This window comes from Cyanobium sp. Aljojuca 7A6, from assembly GCF_024346455.1.
Taxonomy (GTDB): Bacteria; Cyanobacteriota; Cyanobacteriia; order PCC-6307; family Cyanobiaceae; genus Cyanobium.
The window spans coordinates 13,689-36,005 of the sequence record NZ_JAGQCY010000002.1 but is presented as its reverse complement, the minus strand read 5'-3'; the positions used below and the strand labels follow the sequence as shown (position 1 = coordinate 36,005).

Sequence of the window (22,317 nt, the reverse complement as noted above, 5' to 3'; positions counted from 1 at the left end):
TTTCTAGAGTGCTTTTTTGAAGGCGCCAGGGCCGAGCGAACGCCAGGAATGGAAGTGGAAACGGTGGAGAGCCTCACGCCCCTGCTGCAGCAGGCGGACCAATGGGGTGAGGTGCTGCTGCTGTTGCCGCTGCTGGTGGGGCTTGAGGCGGTGCTCTCCGCCGACAACGCCATTGCCCTGGCCGCCATCTCCCGGAGGCTGCACGATCCGGCACGGCAACGCCAGGCCCTGAACCTCGGCCTGGTGCTGGCTCTGGTATTTCGGCTGGCTCTGATCGCCCTGGCCAGCTACGTGCTCAATTTCTGGCCCCTGCAGCTGCTGGCATCGGCCTATCTGCTCTGGCTCTGCGGGCGCCATCTGCTGGGTCAGGACGAGGCCAAGGACGTCGAGGTGGAAATGAGCCTCTCCGCCCAGGCCCCGGGCTCCCAACCCCACGATCCCGGCCATCCCCACCACGGCGCCTCCCTGGGTTCGATCGTGGCCACCCTGGCCCTCACCGATCTGGCCTTCTCGCTCGACAGCGTCTCTGCGGCGGTGGCGGTCACCGACCGACTCCCCCTGGTGATGGCGGGAGGCGTGATCGGCATCATCGCCCTGCGACTGACCGCCGAATTGTTCCTGCGCTGGCTGGAAATCTTCCCCCATCTGGAAACCGCCGGCTATCTGGCAGTGGGTCTGGTGGGCCTGCGGCTGCTGCTGCGCCTGCTGCTGCCGGCGGTGGAGGTGCCGGAATGGGCCCTGCTGCTGGTGGTGGCGGCCCTGTTCGCCTGGGGCTTCTCCCTGCGCATGGCTCCCGCCCCCCTGCCCGAGCAGGGCGGCGGCGACGCCTGAGGGCCACCGAACCATGCGGATCGAACTGCGCCAGATCGACTCGGACCAGCTGATCACCAGCCTGGAGATCGACAACCTCGGCGATGTCCCCCATCCCGGCCGCTGGCTGACCACTGGCGATCGCAGCTTCCTGGTGCTGCAGCGACGCCACCGTTACCGACTGCGGCAGGGCCGCTACGAACTGGCGGCCGTGGCGCTGCAGGTCAAGTCCCAGCAGCAACCGGCCGACGCCCTCTGGTGGGACGGGCGCTGGGTGATCGGCGACCCCCACTGCCGCTTCAACGCCCGCAGCCCACTGCTGCGTTGCGCCGTGCTGCCCGAGGGACCCTGCGAGCGGTGCAGCCACCGCACCCCCTGCTGAGGCGGCCGCTCCACCCACCGGTCCTAGGCTGGGGCTCAACTCCGTTTTCGCGCCCGATCACCGCCCCTTCCTCCAGGCCCGAGGCCAAGGTCATCCGGAGCCGATCCAGCGGCAACGGCTCCGCCCCCGCCCCTGATCCGCTCACCCCCAGCCACACCGCCACGGGACTGAATCCGCCGGTGGCTGGCCTGGCGACGGATTTTGCTGTGCTGGGCCTTTCGGAGCCGATCCTCAAGGCTGTGGCCGCCAAGGGCTACAGCAGCCCCTCGCCGATCCAGCTGCAGTGCATCCCGGCGGTGCTGGAGGGCCACGACGTGATGGCCGCTGCCCAGACGGGCACAGGCAAAACGGCCGGATTCACCCTGCCGATGCTGGAGCGACTGCGCCACGGCCCCCACGCCCGGGCGGGTGTGGTGCGGGCGCTGGTGCTGACCCCCACCCGGGAGCTGGCCGCCCAGGTGGCCGAAAGCGTCACCGCCTACGGCCGGTACCTGGATCTGCGCTCCGATGTCGTCTTCGGGGGGGTGAGTGCCAACCCCCAGATGCAGCGGCTGCGCAAAGGCGCCGACGTGCTGGTGGCCACCCCCGGCCGGCTGATGGACCTGCATCAGCAGAACGCCCTGCGGCTCGACCGGGTCGAGATTCTGGTGCTGGATGAGGCCGACCGGATGCTCGACATGGGCTTCATCCGTGACATCCGCCGGATCCTGTCCCTGCTGCCGCCGAAGCGCCAGAACCTGCTCTTCTCCGCCACCTTCTCCAGCGAGATCCGGCGCCTGGCGACCGGCCTGCTGCACCAGCCGGTGCAGCTGCAGGCCAGCCCGGAGAACCAGGCCACCCCCCTGGTCGACCAGGTGATCCATCCCTGTGACATGGACCGCAAAGGGGATCTGCTCAGCCATCTGATTCGCAGCAATGACTGGCGCCAGGTGCTGGTGTTCTCCCGCACCAAACACGGCGCCAACCGACTGGCGGAGCGGCTCGAGAAGGAGGGCCTGGGGGCGGCAGCGATCCACGGCAACAAGAGCCAGGGGGCACGCACCCGGGCGCTGGCGGAGTTCAAGAGCGGCGAGGTGCGGGTGTTGGTCGCCACCGACATCGCTGCCCGTGGCATCGACATCCACCAACTGCCGCACGTGGTCAACCTCGACCTGCCCAACGTGGCCGAGGACTATGTGCACCGCATCGGCCGCACCGGCCGAGCAGGCCAGAACGGCCATGCCATTTCCCTGGTGGCAGCCGAGGAGCACGAGCTGCTGCGGGCCATCGAGCGCCTGGTCGGCTCCCCGCTGCCCCGCCAGGAGGTGTCGGGCTTCGAGCCCACCGTGCTCTCCGCCCCACCGCTGGATCTCAGCGGCGGCCGGGGCCGCAGGAGCCAGGGACCGCGCCAGGGCCAGGGCCATGACCGGGGCCGGCGCCGCACGGGATCCCGCTGAACAGCCGCACCCTTGCCGGGGGAACGGCAGTGGTTGTGACAACCTCCGCTGCCGCCCTACGGTGAACTGAGGATCTGCCTCTTTCCGTCATGCCCTACGAACCCGGATCCACCCAGTGCCGCGTGCTGATCGACTGCAAGGCTCAGATTGAGGGCATGCTCCTCTCCCTGGAGCGCATCGAGAACAGCCGCCACATCCGCGATCAGCTGGTCGCCGTCCACAACCAGCTTGAAGGCCTGCACGAACTGCATCGCAGCCAGCCCGAAGAGCTCACCTCCAGCAGCGGGGGTGCAGGCTGAGCTGGCCCTTCGGGCGGATGTCCCGCCCACCCCTGTCTCAACCAACTCCGCTTGCCGCCTCCGACTGGGAGCGTGGCTCCCATCCCTGGCAAGCGGCATAGGCCCCGGCCAGGGTCGGACGTATCGCCCGCTGGCCGGGGCGGAGTTCATGGCTCACCACGTAGCAGCCCAGCCGGTCCCGGAAGATCTGGCACCCCGAGCCGGTGCTGTTGACAAAGGAAAGTTCAGTGGCCATGACATCCGCACCCGTTGATTGTTTTTGGTCTAATGCCTCCAGCACACGTCCAACCCTGAGACGCCCCTAAGGGAACAAAACGTCAACAACCCTTGCGGAAAGGGTGGTTCAGGGGGTATTTACACCGATCAGTTCGCCTGGAACCAGTCCGAGCTGCTGGATCAGGGCCTGCCCCTCACTGGCTCGACGGCCAGGCAGCTGGGCCTGGCGCAGCAGCACGGGGCAGCCGCCGCTGGCCAGCACCAGTCCCTCCCCCTCCACCAGCTCGAGCACGGTGCCTGGGGCCACCGGTGGCGTGGCCTCCCCGCTCCAGCGGGCCGCCAGGGCCGCGCCCACCGGCGTGAGCTGGTCGGCCAGGCGGCCCACCAGGGGTTCGGTGGCGAGCAGCTTCAGCCGCTCGGCCCCCCAGGGGCAGGACGCCTGGGGGAAGAGCCCCATCACCCGGCGATGAATGGCCAGGCCGGTGGCGTCCCAGCGCACCAGGGTGTCCTCCTTGGTCAGTTGGCGCGCATGGGTGGCGCCAGCGTCCTGGGGGCGCACACCCAGACGGTCAAGGCGCTCCGCCTCCGGTCCGGGACCGGCCGCCTGGATCCGCGGCAGGGCCTCCACCAGCAAGTCGGCGGTGAGCTGGGCCAGCCGCTCGCCCAGCTGGCCGGCGTTCTGCAGCAGGGGAATGGGCAGACGCCGCTCCAGCAGCACAGGGCCGGTGTCGAGGCCCTCCTCCATGGCCATGATGCCGACGCCGGTATCGGCGTCTCCCTCCAGCAGGGCCCACTGGATCGGTGCGGCACCCCGCCAGCGGGGCAACAGGGAGCCATGGCCGTTCCAGCAGCCAAAGGGTGGCTTGGCCAGCACGGCCGGCGGCAGGATCTGACCGAAGGCCACCACCACCGAGACGTCGGCCCCCAGGGCCGCCAGCGCCTGCTGGCAGGCCAGATCACGGCGGATGCGCTCGGGGGTGAACACCGGCAGGCCCAGCTCCAGGGCCCGCTGCTTGACGGCCGAGGCCACCAGGGACTTGCCCCGGCCGCGGCGGCGGTCGGGCTGGCTGACCACGCCTACCAGTTCATGGCCGGCCTGCTGAAGCGCATCCAGGCTGGCCACGGCGTAGGCCGGGGTGCCCCAGAAGAGAATCCTCAAGCGTCGCCGGTGATCGAGAGACCCTCCACCCAGACGTGGGGGCAGAGGCCGTCGGGAGTCACCTTGGCCGGACCCTCGAAGCCGAGGATGGCGTTGAGCAGGGTGCGGATGTCGCCGGCCACGGTGGCCGCTTCGATGGAGCGCGAGGCACCGTTCTGCACCAGCCAGCCGTCGAAGGGAAGGGAGAAGGAGCCCTGGCTGGCCTTGACCCCGGCATGGAGGGCCGAGAGGGAATCGATCACCACCAGACCGCGATCATCGCCGCTGGCGCCGGGCGCGAAGCGATCCAGGCCGGGGGCACCGCCGCCGCTGCCGGGGGTGGGGCCGATCTCGAACCAGTCGGGGCCCACCGAGACCTTGGCCCCGAGGCCCGCATGGCCGGTGGGGGACACTCCGAAGGCCCGTGCCGTGGCCTCGGAATGGAGGAAGTGGCGCAGCACTCCTCCCTCCAGCAGCGCGAGCCGACGGGTGGGGGTGCCCTCCCCGTCGAAGGCAGCCGCGCCCACATTGGCCGGGTTCAGGCCGTTGTCGTGCAGAGAGAGGAAGGGCACGGCCAACTGCTCGCCGAGGGACTCGCGTCGGCTGAGGCTGACGCCATCCAGCACGGCGCGAGCGTTGAACAGGCTGCTGAAGGCGCCGATCAGATCGAGGAAGGCCTCGGGGCTGAAGACGCAGGTGTAACGGCCTGTGGCGATGGGGGCGTAATCGAGGTGGGCGATGGTGCGCTCCGCCGCCTCCTGCACGCAGCCGGCCACATCAAGGTCGGCGGCGCCATAGGCCAGCCGCACCGCGCCGCTGCTGCGGGGCTTGCGGCCCGCCTCCTCGGCCCGGGCATAGAGATAGAGGGAGGCTGTACTGAGGCGCTGCTGGCGGCAGGCCCCGTCACTGTTGATGTAGAGACGGTCGCTGCTGCGCTGGGCCAGGCCGTTGTAGGGAACCGTGCCGATGGCGGGATGGCGGCCAAGCAGGTCGCGCTCCGCGTCCCGCAGGGTGTCGAGCAGGGTGAGGATGCTCAGCGGGGTGCTGAGGGGCTGCTGCAGCACCGGCAGCGGGGCCGTGGCCAGGGGGGAGAAATCAGGGATCTCATCGACGTTGCCGTAGGCACTGGCGTCGCGGGCGCCGGCCAGGGCCCTGGCCAGGCCGGCATCGGAGAGGTCGGAGGTGCTGGTGATGCCCACCAGACCGTCATCGTTCCAGACCCGCAGGGTGATGGCGCTGCGCTGGGCGCCCTTCATCTGCTTGGCCTCGCCGCGGTCGACCTGCACGGAGGTGTCGGTGCTGCAGGAGGCGCCCAGGTCCCAGCGACGGACACCCTCGGTGAGGGCCAGGCTGGCGAGCCGTTGGCGCAGCACCTCGGCATCGAGGCTGGTGGTGAGAGATTCGTTGCTGGCCATGCTCAGCGTCCTCCCACGGTGATGGTGTCGACCTTGATGTGGGGCTGGCCCACGGTGACGAAGATGCTGCCGCTGACCGAGCCGCAGAAGCCAGCGGCCAGTTCGAGGTCGTTGGCACACATCGAGATTCTGGGCATCACCTCCTTGGCGTCACCAATCAGGGTGGCGCCCTTCACCGGCCGGGTGAGGCTGCCGTTTTCGATCAGGTAGCCCTCCTCAACGGCGAAGTTGAACTGGCCCGTGGGCCCGACACTGCCACCGCCCATCGACTTGCAGTAGAGCCCCCGGTCGACGGAGGCGATCAGCTGCTCCGGGGTGTGGGGACCAGCGGCGATGAAGGTGTTGCGCATGCGGCTGGCGGCGGCGAAGGCATGGCTCTGGCGCCGGCCACTGCCGGTGCGGGGGTGACCGGTGCGGCGTTCGCCGGCCCGGTCGCTGAGGAAGCGCTGCAGGATGCCGTTCTCGATCAGCACCGTGCGCTGGGGTTCCATGCCCTCGTCGTCCATCGCCAGGGAGCCGAAGGCGCCGGCGGTGTGGCCCTCGTCGATGGCGGTGAGGGAGGGGTGGGCGATGGGCTGGCCCACCATGTCGGCGAAGGGGGTGGTGGCCCGCTCCACCTGGGTGGTTTCCAGCAGGTGGCCGCAGGCTTCGTGGAAGATCACGCCGCCGAAACGGTTGGCCAGCACAACGGGGAACTGGCCGGCCTCGACGTAGTCGGCCCGCAGCATGGTGCCGGCGCTGGAGCAGACATCGACGGCGGCGGCCTCCGCATCCCACTGGCGCAGGTCGTCGGGGCTGTCGGAGGTGCCGTAGCGCCTCCCCAGGCTGGCCCGGTGGTCACCGTCGGCGGCCAGGACGTTCAGACCCACCGACTGGTGCAGGCGCACGTCGCGGGCGAAGGTGCCGTCACTGGCGGCCACCAGCACCTCCTGCCAGTCGCGGGCATAGCTGCCCCGGCGCACCTGCAGGTGCTGGCCGTGGGCCTGGAGCCGGTCGGTGCCCTCCAGCAGACGGCTCGTGGCTTCAGCCAGGGAAGGGCAGGACGGCAGCCAGCCTTCCTTGGCGGCGGCGAAGTCCCGCAGTTCCGGCAGGCCGTCGAAACGTCCACCAGCCTGAAGCGGCAACACCAGACCCAGCATGCCGAGGGCCTGCTCGAGGGCGGCCCGCAGGCCGGCGGTGCTCAGATCATTGGTGGAGACGAAGCCATCGCGATCGCCAAGAAACACCCGCAGACCTGCTCCGGCGCCAAAAGCGGGGCTGACGCTGGTGATGACGTCCTGCTCGGCGAGCATGCCGAGGTGGTCGGAGCGCTCCAGGAACACCTCCACAAGGTCGGCCCCTGCCGATCGGCCACCGGCCAGGAGGGGTTCCAGCACGGAACGCCAGGCTGGATCTCCGAGGGCCGCAGGGGAAACGGATCGATCGGTGGGGGCAACGGTGCCGGTGGGAGGGGAGACGACCAAGCGGCAAAAAGTAGAACTGGACCGATTCTGGCGGTTCAGCTCAACGCACGGCGGGCTGGAAGCGCTCGCTGCGGATCGGCGCCATCAGGAACAGGCGGGCCATCTGGACACCGTTGCCGATCCAGTGGGGCAGTTTGCGCAGGGCCCGCACTGGAGCAGGGCCGCCGGAACGGTCGGCCCGATCCAGGGCCGCGTTGTTCTGCACCAGCTTCTCCAGCCGCTCGTAGAACTCGGGATGCTCCACGTTGAGCACCACGGGGAACACCCGGGCGGAGGTTTCGTTGGTCTTGGCGATCACGTACTTGTCGTAGGTGCGCGCATCAAGGCCGAGGGCCTCATAGAACTCTTTGCGGGCCACGTCGCGCACGTACATGGTGGCGAACACGGCCAGCAGGAAGAAGCGGCACCAGAGGCGGGCCGTGAAACCACGCACCGTGTCCGGCTGGGCCTTCATCAGAGCGTCGAAGAAATCGCCGTGGCGGTTCTCGTCCTGACACCAGTTCTCGAAGAAGTTGAAGATCGGGAAGATCTTGCTTTCGGGGTGCTGCTCCAGATGGCGGTAGATGGCGATGTAGCGCCAATACCCGATCTTCTCGGAGAGGTAGGTGGCGTAGAAGATGAACTTGGGCTGGAAGTGGGTGTAAGCCTTGGTGGCCGTCAGGAAACCCAGATCAAGCTGGAGGCCGAAGTCGGCCATGGACTTGTTGAGGAAGCCGGCGTGGCGGGCCTCATCGCGAGCCATGTGGGCGAAGCATTCCGCCAGCAGGGGGTTGCGCTCCTTGATGCGACGGCTGAGTTCTTTGTAGAGCAGGAAACCGGAGAATTCCGAGGTGCAGCTCTGCTCCAGGAACTCGACGAACACCCGGCGCGTCTCCGGGTCAAGCTTGTCGGCGGCACCTTCGAACTGGGCGTCACGGACGAAGTGGTGGCGGTTGTAGTCCTTGCGGAACTCCTCGCAGATGGCCTCCAGCTCCACTTCGTTGGGCCTCAGATCCATCGCCGCCATGGCGTCGAAATCCGTGGTGTAGAAGCGAGGGGTGAGGATTGTGTCCTTCACCGGGTCCTTGATGGCCGGGGCATCAGGGGTGCCCACCCGGGGGGCGGTGGGGGCTTGGGTGGTGGGAGGCACCATCGCGCTGGACGTTCAGAGAGCTCGGCCGCCATCGTAGGCATCGATCCCGGCCATCGGCCCGGATGTGAAGCCGTGGATGTGAAGCCAGCGGGGGGTTCGGAACCTCAGTTGGGGCCGAGCCACTTCTGGCCGTTGAGCCGTTGCACGAGCCGGGACACCAGCAGCTGGAGGGTCATCTTCTTCTCGTCGATCAGGAACGACTCCAGCAGGCTGGGGCTCCCCCCCCCCTCCGTCAGGGCAATGGTCTTGGCGGAGCTGATGTCCGACTGGGTGAAACAGAGCCAGAAGCGCCGCTCGCCTGGAAGCCGGCCCTGGACCATCCAGCAGTCCGCCCCCACCACGGGCATGGCTCCCTGCTCAAACACCAGTTCGGGGGAGGGTCCGCCATAGGCCTCGATCTCCTTGGTCAGGGCTGGCAACAGCAGTTCCGGCACGAAGGCGTCGAAGGGCTTGTCTTCAGGGGCGGGAGGCTTCGGCTTCGGCGGGGCGGTCTTCGCCTCCGGCGGTGCACTCTTCGCCTCCGGCGCTGCAGCGACAGGGTCGGGTGTGTTGCTGGGGGTCTCGGTCACCGGAGCGATCCCTGGACGCGTTGGTGCGGGAACTTTAGGCAGCGTCCTCCGGACGCAGGTGTGCGCGCACACGGGAGTCACCACTCCTCGCCATCGCTCTCGCCCCAATCCCCCTCCGAGGTGACCACGGCCGCCGCGGGTTCGGGACGGAAGGGCCTGGGCGCCTCGCCCTCGGGGCGGTGCAGAACCCGATAGGGCACCGAAACCGTGGGTGCCGGCTCTCCGGGAGCGCGGCTGGGGCCGGCGGGCGCTGGGGAGACAGGGGGGACGGTCGTTGCAGCGGCGGGCCAGGATGGCGTCTCATCGCTGTCGTCGCCCCAGGGAGGCGTCCAGGCCTGGCGCTGACGCTCCTCGCGGCGGCGGACGATGCGGTGCAGGGGCGTCCGCTCCCCCTGGTGCAGGGCCAGGGCCGTGGCGCTGGCGCTCAGGGCCGCGCCCCCCCCGGCGGCGATGGCCATCCACAGGCCGATCGGAAGGGAAGCGGTCTGCCAGGTGAGCAACCGCAGGGCCACCGAAGGGCTCGGGTTGAGGGCCGCCACCAGGACGGTCACCAGCAGGGGGGACAGCAGGGGCAGCAGCAACAGGCGGTGCAACACGGTCCGGAGCGTCAGGGAGTGGAGGCTTCGTCCGCTGGAGAACGGGCCACAGGCCCCTGCCAGCGCTGCAGGGAACCCAGCTGGAGGCCCAGGGTGTCGAAGACGCGGATGACCAGGAAATCCACCATCTCACCGATCGTCGTTGGCTGGTGGTACCAGGCAGGTACCGGGGGTGCAATGCGGGCTCCGGCTTCGGCCAGGCGGGTGAGGTTGCGCAGGTGGACGAGGTTCCAGGGCAGTTCCCGCGGCGCGATCACCAGGGGCCGGGCTTCCTTGAGGTGGACATCGGCCGCACGCTCGATCAGATCCAGGGCCACCCCGGAGGCGATCCGCCCCACCGTTCCCATGCTGGCCGGCAGGATCACCATGCCGCGGGTGAGGTAGCTGCCGCTCGCGATGGCGGCGGCCTGGTCGTTCCAGCGATGGCAGTGCAGCCGGCCGCTGTTGCAGCCGGTGCGATCGCGCCAGAAGCGCTCCTGGGCGTCGGGCTCCGATGGCACCCGCAGGCCCATCTCCGCCTGCCAGACGCCGATGGCGCCTCGGCTGGTCACCATTTCCACCGACTGGTTGTCCTCAAGGAGCAGTTGCAGGGCCCTTTCGGCCAGCGGCTGGGCGGAGGCGCCGGACACCGCCAGCACCACGGGAAGCGAGGACGGCACCATCCGTGGCTCAGCCCTCGCTCTCGGGACGTGCCGGGCCGCCATCGACATCGGCGTCGGTGGCATTGGTGGCCTCGGAACCATCCTGCTCGAATCCCTCCGGCTGGAGCACGGCCAGATCGATCTGATGGCGCAGGGCATCGACCTTCTGAATTTCCACATCCACCGCATCCCCCACCATGTAGGTGCGACGGAATTTGCGACCCACCAGACGGTTCTGGCGGGAGCGGTATTCGTACCAGTCGTCCTTGAGGGAGCTGACGTGCACCAGGCCCTCCACCTGGGAGAGGGGGACCTCCACGAAGAAGCCGTAGCTCTGCACGCCGCTGATCACCCCAGGCAGGGTCTGACCCACCAGGGGCTCCGTGTGGCGGGCCTGGGCCAGGGCCAGGGCATCGGACTGCAGTTCCTGCAGAAAGCGGCTGCGGCCGTTGAGACGCTGGGCCAGACCATGGGCCAGGCCCTGCTGGTAAGGGGCCAGCTGGGTTTGGGTCAGCAGGGGCCAGTCGGTGCTGCCATGGCAGGTGTCGCTGGCCAGGTCGGTGCTGATCTTGTGGCGCACGCTGGGCCGGTCCTTGCCGTCGACCAGCAGGGTCACCAGCACCTGTTGATTCCATAGGTCGGCGTAATGCAGGCCTGGGCAGCACCAGGGCGCCAGGGCGATCGCCTCACCGGCCACCGCGTGGGCGCCGGCTTCGGCCGCCAGCTGCACGGGCCTCAGGGCATCACGCAGCTGCTGCTGCAGGGGTCGGCCCCGGTCGGTGGCGGCGAAGACCGCAGCCAGCTCGGCGGCGCTGGCATTGCCATCGGCGCTGAGCTCCATCGGGATGTCCAGGGCCAGGGCCGCCTTGGCGACGTCATTGATCTCCGTGGCTTCAGGGGCCGGGTTGAGGGCGAAGAGGCCGGGCAGTTCGAGGGCCAGCAGGTGGCGGCCCAGGGCCCGGTGCGCCACCAGGACGGCTTCCCGCAGGATCCCTACCGGATCCTCAGCGGGCAGCTCCACCAGCCAGCCCTGATGGGCCGCATCCGGCGCGGGCACCTGAAGATCGCCCAGGCTGTCGATCGCGGGCATCGGCAGATCGAGATCGATCGAACCCGCCGCCAGTCGCCGCTGGCGCAGCAGGCCACTCAACTGGACCAGATGCTCCAGCAGGGGCAGGTGATCCTTGAGGGCCTTGAGGGGCGCCGGGGTGGTGCGGGCCTTGGGCTTGCGTTCGGCGAGGGCCTGCAGGGCCGCCCGGTCAACCCGGGCGGCCGGCGTGATCTGGCTCAGGCTGAAGCGGAAATGCTCGAGGTTCCCTTCCCCATCCAGCTCCAGGGCCACCGAGACGGCCGCCTGGCTTTCACCGGGGCTGAAGCTGCTGGCCTTGGCCAGGGCCGGGGGCAGCAGGGGAAGCCAGCGGCGTCCCACACAGATCGCCTCACCCTGGTCCCGCAGCCAGGAGTCGAGGCTGTTGCCCAGGCCGATCCGCTCGGCGATGGCGGGGCTGTGCACCCACAGCCGCCAGCCCCCCTCCCGTTCTTCAAGGGACACGGCTGGGAGGCTGGGGGCCTCAGCGCCGTCCCAGGCCTCCAGCAGCAGGGTCGGCAACGCCGTCAGATCGGCACGGCCCTTGGCGACCGGCTGCTTCAGGGTCGTGCGGGGGCAGGCCGGCCGTTCCTGCAGGCGGTGCTTGGCCAGCAGCAGATCGGTGTCGGCCGCCTCACCGCCATGCACCGGCAGGCTGCGGGCGACATGGCCGGCCGGACCGAACTGGGCCACGGGGAACCGATCGATCTTCACTTCCACCACCGCCTCCTCGGCCGGGTCAAGGTGGACCACATCGTCCTCCGGCAAGGCCACGGAGGTCAGCAGTCTGTCGTCGAGGGGTACGGCGACCAGCTGCCCGTCCTGACGTTCGACCTGGGCCAGCAGGCTGGGGGTATGGCGCTCGAGGATGCACTGGACTCCCCCTTCCGGAGATCGGCGCCGGCCCCCCTCACGGGTGATCTTGACCAGAACCCGGTCACCGTTCCAGGCATGGTTGAGCTGGTGGTCGCGGATGTAGATGTCCTCGCCGCCGTCTTCCCGCAGGGCGAAACAGAAGCCCTTGCTGGAGCAACGCAGGCGGGCCGGGATCAGCTCGGGGGTCTCGCAAGAGCGCAGGCCTTCGCTGTCCTCCTCCACCAACCCCAGACGCTGCAGGGCCTCCAACCCGATGCGCAACTGCTGCTTGCAGGACTTGGTGGTCAGACCCAGCGACTTCTCCAGCTTGGCAAGGGCCACCGCATCGGTCGTCGAGAGATGGTCGAGCAGATCGGCGACCGTGAACTTCATCGGATGGGGGGTACGCAGGGAATGGCGCTGCCTGGGCAGCGCGGTGGCCAGGGTGGTCCGGAACGCGACGGGGTTCGGCGGCCCCGCTGATGGCTGGATGGCCCGAGGCGGCGCACACCATCGCGGCGGACGTCATGCGGCGACTCTAAGGAGCGGAGGTGTCGGAGTCCTCGCCGGTCTCGGCCCCGGAGCGGAGGATGAGGCGGGTGCCGATGATCAGGAAGCCGGCGGCGGCGGCCAGCTGCAGTCCATCGGTGGGGATGACGCTGGAGAGGGAACCGCCCGCCGCCGCCCCCACCAGACTGGCCAGCACCAAAGCCGCGGCACTGCCGGCGAAGACGGCCCCGGGCCGGTTGGAGGTGCCGCTGATGCTGACGATGGCCAGCTGGGTTTTGTCGCCGAGCTCAGCCAGAAAGACGGTGGCGAAGGTGGAAGCGAGCAGGGCGAACGGCATGGCGTGCTTCGGGGTGACGATCTCAGGAGCTGAGCAGGTGCAAGGGCGCCAGGTGCAGCACCGCCTGGCGGCCGAGCCAAAGGCCCAGGGCCACCATCAGCACCCCCGCCGCCTGCTCGAGCTGGTGGGCGGGCATGACGGTGGAGAGCCAGCGACCCAGCAGCACCCCCACCAGGCTGGAGCAGATCAGGGCCAGCGAGGCTCCCACAAACACCGTGAACGGGCGGCCGGACTCGGCCGACAGCAGCAAGGCGGCCAACTGCGTCTTGTCGCCCAGTTCCGCCAGGAACACGGTGGTGGCGGTGCTCAGGAACACGCTGATCCAGGTGGAGGCCGCCGGGACGTCGGGATTGTTGCTCATGACGGCTGAGCGATGGTCCGAAGGAAACGGTGCATCACGGTGTGACGACCCCCCAGCTCGGCGCGGATCTGCTGCTTGCAGGAGGCGATGGCCAGAGCCTCCGGATCATCACCGGGCTGGCCGAACAGGGCAACCAACTGATCCACCCGGCAGAAGTCGGGTCGCTCCGCGTAGATACGGCAACGGCGGGAGCCGGTGTCGAAGTGGCGGCACCAGCCGTCCTCACCCACCATCGAAAGGTAAAGCTGTTGCTGCTCGGGCTTGAGAGCCTCGATCGCGTCGCCCCTGAGGGCCGGGTCGAGACGGCAGCAGGAGCCACAGCCACTGATGCATTGCCAGTGCTCGGATCGGGGCAATGGAGCGGTACGGGGACTTCCATTCACTCACACACCAGGCACGGCGCCAGCCATCACAACCGATCACGGCAGCCGGCAGCAGGCTCTGAAGACGCCAGCAGGCGACCTACACTCCTTGGCGATCGTCCCCTTCGCCAGCTATCGCCCCATGGGTATCGACTTTCATCTCATCTCCAACTTCGGTGCTCTGGCCCTGATCACCCTGGCCGGTCCGGCCGTGATCTTCATCCTCTACTACCGCCGCGGCGCCCTCTGAGCCCTCCGGCATCAGCAAATCGGCCAAGGCGTGATAAACCGGCCTGCCTTGGATGACATGGCCGGTGTAGGCCGCTATCGCAGCGGCCGCCACCAGCCCTGGCATCAGTTGCTGATCGCCCGCCAGGCGGATGGCGAAGGCGATCGTCATCACAGGCAGCTGGGTGGCACCCGCCAGCCCAGCCGCCATGCCCAGGGCCAGGCCCAGGTGCGGGTCGCCGGCCAGAGCCCGCACGACCCCGGCTCCGAACACCCCCCCCAGGGCAAAGGCCGGGTCGATCAGGCCTCCAGGAATCCCTGTTGAAAGCGCCAGAACGGGTCCGAGCAGCCGTGCGGCCAGCAGGGCCACCCAAGGCCAGTCGAGCGTCGTGTCGGCGTCCTGGTCAAGGACCAGGCGCATCAAGGCTTCCCCGTCTCCGCCACTGGCGCCGCCGGTCAGCAGGGCCAGCAGGCTCAGCGCCAGTCCAACGGCCAGGCCGAGACGCAGGGGCCGCAGGCGGGCGATCGGGGTGATCAGGGCCGTGGCCCGCACCAGCAACCAGGCGAAGCCGCCACCGAGCAGGCCGCCGCCGAGGCCGATCGGGATCGCCCACAGCAGCTGGTCAAGCTCCGATACCGGGCTGGCGTTAATGCCAAGGGCGTACATCGGCTGACCGCCCAGGTTGCTCACCAGCGCCGCCGCGCTGGCCAGCACCAGCGCCGGCCACACCAGCCGCTGCTGGAAGCTGCCGGTGAGTTCCTCAACCACGAAGATCACCCCCATCAGCGGCGTGTTGAAGCCGCCGGCCAGGCCGGCACCGGCCGCACCCGCCAGCAGATGGCCCCGACTGGCCCGGTGCAGCAGCCCCGGCCAACGCCGCAGCAGGGCCTGGCCCAGCGAAGCGCCCACCTCCACCACGGGGCCCTCCCGGCCCAGGGGCAGCAGGGCCAGGCTGGCCACGGTCCAGAGCCCGAGCCGTTCCCCCGTGGGGGCGGCGCTGAGCAGCTGGGCGCCCCGGTGCGGATCTTCCAGACAAAGCATCACCTGGGGGATGCCCGAGCCGGCACCGCGGCGCCAGGGGCCCTGCTGAAACCAGAGCAACAGCGGCACCAAAGGGATCGGCGCCAGGGCCAGCAGCCACCCGGCGGTGGTCCAGGTGCCACCACTGAACGCCGGCAGGGCGAAGAGCAGCCGGTCCTGCAGCACGTCGATGCGATTGAGGGGCCAGCAGGCCAGTCCCACCAGGCCTCCCAGCAGAGCCAGCTGGGCCAGGGAGCGCATCAGGCGGAAGCTGTGGCGGCTGTGGTGACGGCTCATCCTTCCGCCATCCCCAGGGCCATGGCCGCCTCCCGCAACAGGCCCTGCACGTAGGGGTGGAGGGGATCCCCCGAAGCGACGGGGGCGCCGGAGTCCGGCTGGATGGGCGAGCGCAGCTCCTCACCCGCGGCGTTACGAATCACCAGGCTGTCCCCCTGGCGCCGGCACCAGTAGGTGCGATCCCGCCGCTGCAGGACCACCCCATCGTCGCCGCTGCAGCGGATCGCCTCCAGCTCCAGCTGGAAGCGTTCCACCCCCTGCCAGTCATCGCGGCGCAGCCGAAAGGCCACATCCACCGGACCGGCCCACTGGCTGGCTCCCTGCCAGCGCCAGGCGATCGCCCGCAGCCGCGCCTCCCCCTGGGCCAGCTGCAGCTGCAGATGGCCACCGCGCAGCATTTTCTGCTCCACAACCTGGCAGCGGCTGGTCCAGAACAGGGGTGTGGAATGGCCGATGCCAAAGGGGGCCAGCCGTTGCAGGTGATGCCAGAACTCCCGGTCGATGCGCTCCAACCGCAACAGGGCCTCGGGTTCCACGGTGCGACCATCCCCCACCGCCTCCAGCCAGGTGCCGGCCAGGGCATCGAGCCGTTCCTGGAGGGCGGTCACTTTCTCGGCCCGCACCGTGAAGCCACCGGCGGCGGGATGGCCGCCGTGGCGCTCCAGCAGCTCGGCGCAGGCCGTCAGGGCCGCATCCACGGCGAAGCCCTTCGGAGCCCGCACCGAAGCCCGCAGCCGACCGCCCCCCTCCGCCGCCAGCAGGGCCACCGGACGGCCGAAGCGCTCCACCAGCCGGGAGGCGACGATGCCGATGACGCCGTGGTGCCAGTGGCCCTGGGCGAGCAGCAGGAAGGCGGGGCGCTGGGGTCCGTCGGCCTCCAGCAGGGCCAGGGCCTCCGCCTCGATCGCACCGCAGAGTTCCCGCCGCTGGCGGTTGAGGGCTTCACAGGAGCGGGCCAGCTCCAGGGCCCGCTCCGGATCCTCCGTGGTGAGCAGGTCGACCACCAGCTGGGGATCCCCCAGCCGGCCCACGGCATTGATGCGGGGGGCCAGCTGGAAGCCCACCGCCTCCGCATCGACCCGGTGCTTCTCCAGGCCCGCCAGTTGCCGCAGGGCCTGCAGGCCCGGCAGAGGGCTGCATCCCAGCAAGGGCAGACCATCAAGCAACCAGCGGCGGTTCACCCCCTGCAGCGGCGCCATGTCGGCGATGGTGCCGATGCAGAACAGGTTGAGGGCGATCTCCAGCCCCTGGCGGTTGTTCAGCCGCCGGCAGAGGGCGGTGGCCAGCACATGGGCCAGCCCCACGCCCGCCAGGCCCCGGTAGGGGGAGCCCTCGGGGGTGACGGCCGGATGCAGCAGGGCCAGGTGCGGAGGCAACCGGGGCGGCAGGGTGTGGTGATCGGTGAGGATCACCTCCACCTCCAGCGCTGCGGCGCGCTCCAGGGCCTCGATGGCGGCCACCCCGTTATCCACGGTGATCAGCAGCCGCACCCCCTCGGCCGCCAGCCGCTCCACCATGGCGGCGTTGAGGCCGTAGCCGTCCGCCATGCGGCTCGGGATGGCGGCCCGGGGCCGGGCGCCGAGGCGTTGCAACACCCCCACCAGCAGGGCGGTGCTGGTCATGCCGTCGGCGTCGTAGTCGCCGCAGATGGCCACCGCCTCGCCCGCTTGGCAGCAGCGCACCAGACGCTCGACCGCCAGCTCCAGGCTGGGGAAATGGGCGTCGGGATCAGGGGCGGCCTCGGGTTCGAGCAGCTCACGCACCGCCGCCTCCGTCAGCAGCCCGCGACGCCGCAGGATCGCCAGCAGTTCCTCGGGCAACGCGCCGGTGGCCTCCCGGTTGGCCGACGCCGGGTCATGGCTGCCCAGGGGAGTGGGCAGCAGCCAACGTCGCTCGTCGACGGCAGGGAGCAACGATGGGAGGGCGGGGCCTCCGCATTGTGGAAGGCGGGGCTTCGCCATGCACCCCTTAGCCTTTTGATGGCAACACGTGTGGCATCGGATGGCTCCGGCCCTGACGGCCCTGCTCTGGGACGTGGATGGCACCCTGGCCGAAACGGAGTTCGAGGGCCACAGGGTGGCGTTCAACCGCAGCTTCGCGGCCGCCGGTCTGCCTTGGCGATGGGACCGCCCCACCTACGCCCGGCTGCTGGAAGTGAGTGGCGGCCACGAACGGATCACCCGTTTTCTGGAGCAGGCGGAAGGCCGCAGCCCCGAGCCGGAGCGGGTGGAGAACCTGCAACGCCATAAGCAGTCCCTCTACACCGATCTGGTGAGCCAGGGCGGGCTGGCCCTCCGGCCGGGGGTGGGCCGGCTGGTGCAGGCCGCCGCCGCCGCGGGCCTGAGGCAGGCCATCGTCACCACCAGCGGCCGCAGCGCCGTGACCTCCCTGCTCGAAGGCGCTCCGCCCGGGGTGGCCGGGGCCTTCGACTTCTGGATCTGCGGCGAGGACGTGGCAGCCAAAAAGCCCGATCCGGAGGCCTACCGGCTGGCCCTGCAACGCCTGGAGGCGGGTGATCAGGGCGTTTTGGTGCTGGAGGACTCTCCGGCCGGCCTGGCGGCCGCCACTGGCGCAGGCCTGCCCTGTCTGGTCTGCCTGAGTGTGGCCACCCGGGAGCAACCGGCCAGCGCCTTCAGCGCCGCCCTGGCCGTGGTCGAGAACCTGGAGGAGGAAGCCGGGGGCGGGATTGTGGTCCACAAGGGACCGGCTTGCCCCGGCCCCCAGGTGACGCTGTCGTGGCTGCAGCGCCTGATCGATCCACCATGACCCGCCTGCCCATGCAGCGCACCCGCTTTCAGGGACTGATCAGCCGACTGGGGGGACGGGCGGCCGGGCTGGTGCGACGCAGCTGGCGGACCGGCAGCTTGTCCGCTTTGGCCCTGCTGCTGGGATTCTTCTCCGGTCAGAACCTCACCAGCTTCCTGCTGCTCACCGCTCCAGGGGGGCGGCCGGTCGTGGTGTTCGGCCTGCTGCTGGTGCTGGAAACGGCGGTGCGATTGCGTACCCGCCTGGTGGGCGCCGAGGCCAGCCTGGGCTGGGTGATCGTCGACAACCTGCGCATCGGCGCCACCTACGCGATCGTGCTGGAGGCCTTCAAGCTTGGAACCTGAGCCAGCGGACGCCTGGGAGCGGCGGCTGGAGCAGGTCGGCGACCTCGGCCCGGTGCATCCAACCCTGCTGCGACACCTGGCTTTGCCGCTGCTGCGGCAGCTCGAGGACAGTCTGGGCTGCGGAACCACCCAGCGGCGACCGGTCCTGGCTCTGAATGGGCCGGTGGGTGCCGGCAAGACCAGCCTCGGCCGCGTCCTGGAACGCCTGGCCGCCCTGGGCGGCCTGCGGGTCGTGGTGGCTTCGATCGACGACGTTTACCTGCCCGCCGAGCAACGGCGCCAGGTGCTGGCGGGCAATCCCTTCGGTGTCAACCGTGTACCGCCCGGAAGCCACGACCTGCCGCTGCTGCTGAGGGCGCTGAAGGCCTGGCGGGCTGGGGACCCGCTGCGGCTGCCCCGCTTCGACAAGACCCAGGCCGGCGGCGAAGGGGAGCGGGCCGGCTGGCGGGAGCAGCCCGCGGACGCCCTGGTGATCGAAGGCTGGCTGATGGGCTGCCGTTCCCTGGGGCCGCTCGTGTTGGGCACGGGCCTGAAGAACGGTGCCGGACTTGAAGCCCTGACGACCGAGGAGCGCGACTGGTTGCCCCTCTGGGACCACCATCTGGCGGCCTATGGGGAACTCTGGGACGCCTGTGACGGCCTCTGGCTGCTGCGTCCCGAACAGTGGAGCCTGCCCCGACGCTGGCGCTTCCAGGCGGAGGCTCGACAGCGGCGCTCGGGTGGGGGCTGGCTCAGGGCTGACCAACTCGATGGTCTGGTACGAGCCACACTCCATTCGCTGCCCCCCGCCCTCTATCAGGACCCCCTGCTCAAGCAGGACCCATGTCTGGCGCTGAAGGGCGGCGTGTTCCTTGATCGCAGAAGGCGTTGCCGCCCCCTGCGGGCTCAGCTCTCTTCGCTGGCTTCGGCTTCTTCAGCGATCGGGTAGACGAAGCCCTGGGCGCGACCGCTCAGAACGGCTTTGCCCAGCGACATGGCCTTCTGGGCCGCTACACCGGCTTTGGCCTTCCAATGGGCATGGCGTTGATTGCGCTTGCCCTTGGAGGTTTTCTTCTTGGGTACAGCCATCCTGCTATCTCGTTGCCAAACGATGATCCTGCGTCGCCGACTCGCCTTTCGTCAAATCGCTACAGTCCATTCCTGATAAGGACGCCAGGCCTGTGAGCAGCAGTTCTCCTCCGGAGCCGGCCAAACCAGCGCCGCCGGTCCAACCGGGTTTCAGCCTGGGGGGCCAGTCATCAGCGGCACCCTCCCATAGCCAGCTGTTGCGGGACATTGAAGCCGGCAAGGTCAAGAGCCTGGAGCTGTCGCCCGCCCAGCGGGTGGTGACCGCCACCTTCCAGGACGGCCGCAGCCGCCAGGTGGCGGTGTTCAGCGACAACCAACAGCTGCTGCGCACCGCTGAACAGGCCAGGGTGCCCCTGTCGGTCCGGGATGAACGGCGTGATGACGCCATGGCGGGGCTGGTGACCAACGGCCTGCTTGTGGCTCTGCTGATCGCAGGGTTGGTTCTGTTGGTGCGACGTTCCGCCCAGGTGGCCAACAAGGCGATGGGATTCGGCCGCAGCCAGCCCCGTCTGCAGGAGGAAGGCGCGATCACGACGCGCTTTGAGGACGTCGCCGGCATCGCCGAGGCCAAGGAGGAGCTGCAGGAGGTGGTGACCTTCCTCAAGACCCCCGAGAGGTTCACCTCCATTGGCGCCCGGATCCCCAAGGGCGTGCTGCTGGTCGGTCCCCCCGGCACCGGCAAGACGTTGCTGGCCCGCGCCATCGCAGGCGAAGCGGGCGTGCCCTTTTTCTCGATGGCCGCCACCGAGTTCGTCGAGATGTTCGTGGGAGTGGGCGCCAGCCGGGTCCGGGATCTGTTCCGCCAGGCGAAGGCCAAAGCTCCCTGCATCATTTTCATCGACGAGATCGATGCGGTAGGACGCCAACGGGGGGCTGGGATCGGCGGAGGGAACGACGAACGGGAGCAGACGCTCAACCAGCTGCTGACGGAAATGGACGGCTTCGAGGACAACTCGGGGGTGATCCTGCTGGCCGCCACCAACCGCCTCGACGTGCTGGACACGGCCCTGCTGCGTCCCGGCCGTTTCGATCGCCGCATCAGTGTCGATCTGCCGGATCGCTCGGGTCGCGAAGAGATCCTCTCGGTTCACGCCCGCACCAGGCCCTTGGCAGAAGAGGTGTCCCTGGCCGACTGGGCCCGCCGCACCCCCGGCTTCTCCGGCGCCGACCTGGCCAACCTGCTCAACGAAGCGGCCATTCTCACGGCGAGACGCCAGAAGAGCCAGGTCGATGACCAGGCGATCGGCGATGCCCTCGAGCGCATCACCATGGGCCTGGCCGCCGCACCGCTGCAAGACAGTGCCAAGAAGCGGCTGATCGCCTATCACGAGATCGGCCACGCCCTGCTGACCACGCTGGTCCCCCCTGCCGACAAGCTCGACAAGGTGACGCTGTTGCCTCGGGCCGGTGGCGTGGGCGGTTTCGCCCGCACCATGCCGGATGAAGACATTCTCGATTCCGGCCTGATCAGCAAGGCCTACCTGCGGGCCCGGCTGGTGGTGGCCCTCGGCGGCCGTGCCGCCGAGCTGGTGGTGTTCGGCCCCAGCGAGGTGACCCAGGGGGCCAGCAGCGACCTGCAACTGGTGCGGCGCATCTGCCGTGACATGGTGATGCGCTACGGGTTCTCCAGCCTTGGCCACTTCGCCCTCGAAGAAGAGGGGGAGGAGGTGTTTTTAGGCCGCGACTGGATCCGCTCCAGTCCCCACACTTCCGTACGCACCGGCAATCGCATCGACGAGCAGGTGCGCCAGCTGGCCAACGAGGCCCTGGAGAGGGCTGTGGCGGTGCTGACCCCCCGCCGCGAGCTTCTCGATGAGCTGGTCAACCGGCTGATCGAGATGGAAACCATCGACGGCGACAGCTTCCGCGCCTTGGTGGACGCCCACGAGGCCTCTGGCGGCTCAGCCCTCGCCGCCGCCCAGTCCGGAGGCAAAGCGGATGTCCAGGCTGCGCAGGTGGGTGTGTAGGCCGGCGTCCTGAATCGGCAGCAGCCGTGCCATCCGGCCGCTTTCGTTGCCGTGGGCATGCCAGTGGCCTGGAGGGGTGATGAAAGCTCCCCCCGGCTCCCAATCGATACGGGTGGGGTTGAGGATGGCGCCATCGGCGCCAAGCTCGGTGCCCACCAGGCTGTAGCAACCAGGGTCGCAGTCGATGATCAGGTCGAGGGCCACCGACTGATGCCGGTGCGGCGGCTGAATGGCGCCATCGGGTACCACCCCAAGCATCGCCCAGAGGGTGTGGCTCACGGTGCGGGTGGCGGGTAGATCGGCATGGGCCAGCAGGATGCTCAGCCGGTTCGAGCGAGCGGCGCTGGGGTCCGCCAGCAGCTGCTGCAGGGCCTCCTCCTGGCGGGCGGCCGGGTAATGGATGGCACTGAAGCGGGGGCTGGCGGGCCGCACACCCAGGTAGCGCAGCAGGGGGGCGTCGTGAACCCAGTACAGAACGCTCTCCTCGGTGGCGTGAAGGAGGGGATCAGCACCGGCGGGCAGCACAAACAGATCACCCCGGCCCCAGCTGAGGCTGAGCGGTGCGCCGATGGCGTCACCCGTGCGCTCCAGCCGGCCGGCGCCGCGCAACACATAAAACAGGGAGCTGGTGGCGGCGGCGGCCGCCTTGAGGCCCTCGCCGGGCAGCAGGCGCAGGAAGTGGGCTGCCAGGCCAGGACTGGTGGCGGGGCCCTCGCAACCCAGGGCTTCGCTGAGATCAAGGGGCAACACCGCCGTGGGTCCCTGGCCATGCAGCTCAGCGCCCCACTGGTGGTAGCGAATCGGCTCGGTCAGCCCCGGCCGCACCGGATTGGCGGCCTGGCGGTAGTCGAAATAGAGGCCTGCAGACAGCCAGTCGTGGGCAGCGCCGGTGCTTTCGACAAGAACCGTGGGGCTGGGGGCCTGGATCGGTTCCATGGGAAAGGGGCGGATGAGCACAAAAGCCTATGGAATTCGCGGCGCCAGCGGCGACCGCCTACCGGCGAGCCCGAATCTCCG

Annotated in this window: 24 protein-coding genes and 1 pseudogene; 9 read left to right on the top strand and 16 right to left on the bottom strand. The window is 69.4% G+C overall.

Annotated features, from left to right (window positions below; translation table 11 throughout):
- Nucleotides 1–48: 48 nt before the first annotated feature.
- The 4 genes from KBY95_RS01950 to KBY95_RS01935 all read left to right on the top strand — a co-directional run bounded on the left by KBY95_RS01950 (nt 49) and on the right by KBY95_RS01935 (nt 2,927).
- Entirely contained in the window at nt 49–831 is a 783-nt protein-coding gene (locus tag KBY95_RS01950; protein WP_254963005.1) for a TerC family protein, read from the top strand.
- Nucleotides 832–844: 13 nt separating this feature from the next.
- Nucleotides 845–1,192 carry a DUF6464 family protein gene (locus KBY95_RS01945; protein ID WP_254963004.1) on the top strand — a complete coding sequence of 116 codons (348 nt, stop codon included), beginning with the start codon at nt 845–847 and terminating at the stop codon, nt 1,190–1,192.
- Nucleotides 1,193–1,371: 179 nt separating this feature from the next.
- Complete coding sequence (locus KBY95_RS01940) at nt 1,372–2,628, top strand: DEAD/DEAH box helicase (protein WP_254963263.1); 1,257 nt, start codon at nt 1,372–1,374, stop codon at nt 2,626–2,628.
- An 89-nt stretch (nt 2,629–2,717) separates the two neighbouring features.
- Nucleotides 2,718–2,927 (top strand): hypothetical protein, encoded by a 210-nt coding sequence (locus KBY95_RS01935; RefSeq protein ID WP_254963003.1) that lies wholly within the window; start codon nt 2,718–2,720, stop codon nt 2,925–2,927.
- 37 nt (nt 2,928–2,964) lie between these two features.
- On the opposite strand, the gene KBY95_RS01930 is transcribed toward KBY95_RS01935, so the two are convergent.
- The 12 genes from KBY95_RS01930 to KBY95_RS01875 all read right to left on the bottom strand — a co-directional run bounded on the left by KBY95_RS01930 (nt 2,965) and on the right by KBY95_RS01875 (nt 13,603).
- The gene (locus KBY95_RS01930; protein WP_254963002.1) at nt 2,965–3,162 is read right to left on the bottom strand and encodes a hypothetical protein; all 198 of its coding nucleotides are present in this window, start codon (nt 3,160–3,162) and stop codon (nt 2,965–2,967) included.
- 108 nt (nt 3,163–3,270) lie between these two features.
- The gene (fmt, locus tag KBY95_RS01925) at nt 3,271–4,302 is read right to left on the bottom strand and encodes a methionyl-tRNA formyltransferase (RefSeq protein ID WP_254963001.1); all 1,032 of its coding nucleotides are present in this window, start codon (nt 4,300–4,302) and stop codon (nt 3,271–3,273) included.
- Nucleotides 4,299–5,696 carry a TldD/PmbA family protein gene (locus tag KBY95_RS01920; protein WP_254963000.1) on the bottom strand — a complete coding sequence of 466 codons (1,398 nt, stop codon included), beginning with the start codon at nt 5,694–5,696 and terminating at the stop codon, nt 4,299–4,301. Before KBY95_RS01920 ends, fmt begins: the two co-directional genes overlap by 4 nt.
- A 2-nt stretch (nt 5,697–5,698) precedes the next feature.
- Nucleotides 5,699–7,159 (bottom strand): TldD/PmbA family protein, encoded by a 1,461-nt coding sequence (locus tag KBY95_RS01915; protein WP_396094866.1) that lies wholly within the window; start codon nt 7,157–7,159, stop codon nt 5,699–5,701.
- A gap of 40 nt (nt 7,160–7,199) precedes the next feature.
- Nucleotides 7,200–8,291 carry a magnesium-protoporphyrin IX monomethyl ester (oxidative) cyclase gene (acsF, locus tag KBY95_RS01910; RefSeq protein ID WP_254962998.1) on the bottom strand — a complete coding sequence of 364 codons (1,092 nt, stop codon included), beginning with the start codon at nt 8,289–8,291 and terminating at the stop codon, nt 7,200–7,202.
- 104 nt (nt 8,292–8,395) lie between these two features.
- Nucleotides 8,396–8,860, bottom strand: a complete 465-nt coding sequence (locus KBY95_RS01905; RefSeq protein WP_254962997.1) for a DUF2996 domain-containing protein — start codon at nt 8,858–8,860, stop codon at nt 8,396–8,398.
- Between the two features lie 77 nt (nt 8,861–8,937).
- Nucleotides 8,938–9,456: a hypothetical protein gene (locus KBY95_RS01900; RefSeq protein ID WP_254962996.1), complete on the bottom strand. Its 519-nt coding sequence runs from the start codon at nt 9,454–9,456 to the stop codon at nt 8,938–8,940.
- Nucleotides 9,457–9,467: 11 nt separating this feature from the next.
- Entirely contained in the window at nt 9,468–10,118 is a 651-nt protein-coding gene (locus KBY95_RS01895) for a flavin prenyltransferase UbiX (protein WP_254962995.1), read from the bottom strand.
- Between the two features lie 7 nt (nt 10,119–10,125).
- A complete protein-coding gene (locus KBY95_RS01890; protein ID WP_254962994.1) occupies nt 10,126–12,432 on the bottom strand; it encodes an RNB domain-containing ribonuclease in 2,307 nt (768 codons plus the stop codon).
- A 145-nt stretch (nt 12,433–12,577) separates the two neighbouring features.
- Nucleotides 12,578–12,886 (bottom strand): TMEM165/GDT1 family protein, encoded by a 309-nt coding sequence (locus KBY95_RS01885; RefSeq protein ID WP_254962993.1) that lies wholly within the window; start codon nt 12,884–12,886, stop codon nt 12,578–12,580.
- A gap of 22 nt (nt 12,887–12,908) precedes the next feature.
- Nucleotides 12,909–13,247, bottom strand: coding sequence for a TMEM165/GDT1 family protein (locus tag KBY95_RS01880; RefSeq protein WP_254962992.1), 339 nt, complete (start codon nt 13,245–13,247; stop codon nt 12,909–12,911).
- Nucleotides 13,244–13,603: a YkgJ family cysteine cluster protein gene (locus tag KBY95_RS01875; RefSeq protein WP_254962991.1), complete on the bottom strand. Its 360-nt coding sequence runs from the start codon at nt 13,601–13,603 to the stop codon at nt 13,244–13,246. The genes KBY95_RS01880 and KBY95_RS01875 overlap by 4 nt, the downstream gene beginning before the upstream one ends.
- Here KBY95_RS01875 and KBY95_RS16465 point away from each other — a divergent pair.
- A pseudogene (locus KBY95_RS16465) lies at nt 13,575–13,811 on the top strand (hypothetical protein); the annotation flags it as partial. The gene KBY95_RS01875 and the pseudogene KBY95_RS16465 sit on opposite strands and share 29 nt — an antisense overlap.
- Here KBY95_RS16465 and KBY95_RS01870 read toward each other — a convergent pair.
- Together KBY95_RS01870 and recJ are read right to left on the bottom strand one after the other, a co-directional pair.
- A complete protein-coding gene (locus KBY95_RS01870; RefSeq protein WP_254962990.1) occupies nt 13,710–15,155 on the bottom strand; it encodes a chloride channel protein in 1,446 nt (481 codons plus the stop codon). The pseudogene KBY95_RS16465 and the gene KBY95_RS01870 sit on opposite strands and share 102 nt — an antisense overlap.
- On the bottom strand, nt 15,152–17,068 hold the full coding sequence (recJ, locus tag KBY95_RS01865; protein WP_254962989.1) for a single-stranded-DNA-specific exonuclease RecJ: 1,917 nt from the start codon (nt 17,066–17,068) through the stop codon (nt 15,152–15,154). Before recJ ends, KBY95_RS01870 begins: the two co-directional genes overlap by 4 nt.
- A gap of 88 nt (nt 17,069–17,156) precedes the next feature.
- On the opposite strand from recJ, the gene KBY95_RS01860 reads away from it, so the two are divergent.
- The 3 genes from KBY95_RS01860 to KBY95_RS01850 are packed head-to-tail and all read left to right on the top strand — an operon-like array spanning nt 17,157 to nt 19,193.
- Nucleotides 17,157–17,921, top strand: coding sequence for an HAD-IA family hydrolase (locus tag KBY95_RS01860; RefSeq protein WP_254962988.1), 765 nt, complete (start codon nt 17,157–17,159; stop codon nt 17,919–17,921).
- Entirely contained in the window at nt 17,918–18,265 is a 348-nt protein-coding gene (locus KBY95_RS01855) for a DUF565 domain-containing protein (RefSeq protein ID WP_254962987.1), read from the top strand. Before KBY95_RS01860 ends, KBY95_RS01855 begins: the two co-directional genes overlap by 4 nt.
- The gene (locus tag KBY95_RS01850; RefSeq protein WP_254962986.1) at nt 18,255–19,193 is read left to right on the top strand and encodes a hypothetical protein; all 939 of its coding nucleotides are present in this window, start codon (nt 18,255–18,257) and stop codon (nt 19,191–19,193) included. Before KBY95_RS01855 ends, KBY95_RS01850 begins: the two co-directional genes overlap by 11 nt.
- On the opposite strand, the gene rpmF is transcribed toward KBY95_RS01850, so the two are convergent.
- A complete protein-coding gene (gene rpmF / locus KBY95_RS01845; protein WP_254962985.1) occupies nt 19,151–19,333 on the bottom strand; it encodes a 50S ribosomal protein L32 in 183 nt (60 codons plus the stop codon). The two genes, KBY95_RS01850 and rpmF, sit on opposite strands and share 43 nt — an antisense overlap.
- 92 nt (nt 19,334–19,425) lie before the next feature.
- On the opposite strand from rpmF, the gene ftsH reads away from it, so the two are divergent.
- A complete protein-coding gene (ftsH, locus tag KBY95_RS01840; RefSeq protein WP_396094867.1) occupies nt 19,426–21,300 on the top strand; it encodes an ATP-dependent zinc metalloprotease FtsH in 1,875 nt (624 codons plus the stop codon).
- On the opposite strand, the gene KBY95_RS01835 is transcribed toward ftsH, so the two are convergent.
- Nucleotides 21,235–22,236: a cupin gene (locus tag KBY95_RS01835; protein ID WP_254962984.1), complete on the bottom strand. Its 1,002-nt coding sequence runs from the start codon at nt 22,234–22,236 to the stop codon at nt 21,235–21,237. The genes ftsH and KBY95_RS01835 overlap by 66 nt on opposite strands.
- Between the last annotated feature and the right edge of the window lie 81 nt (nt 22,237–22,317).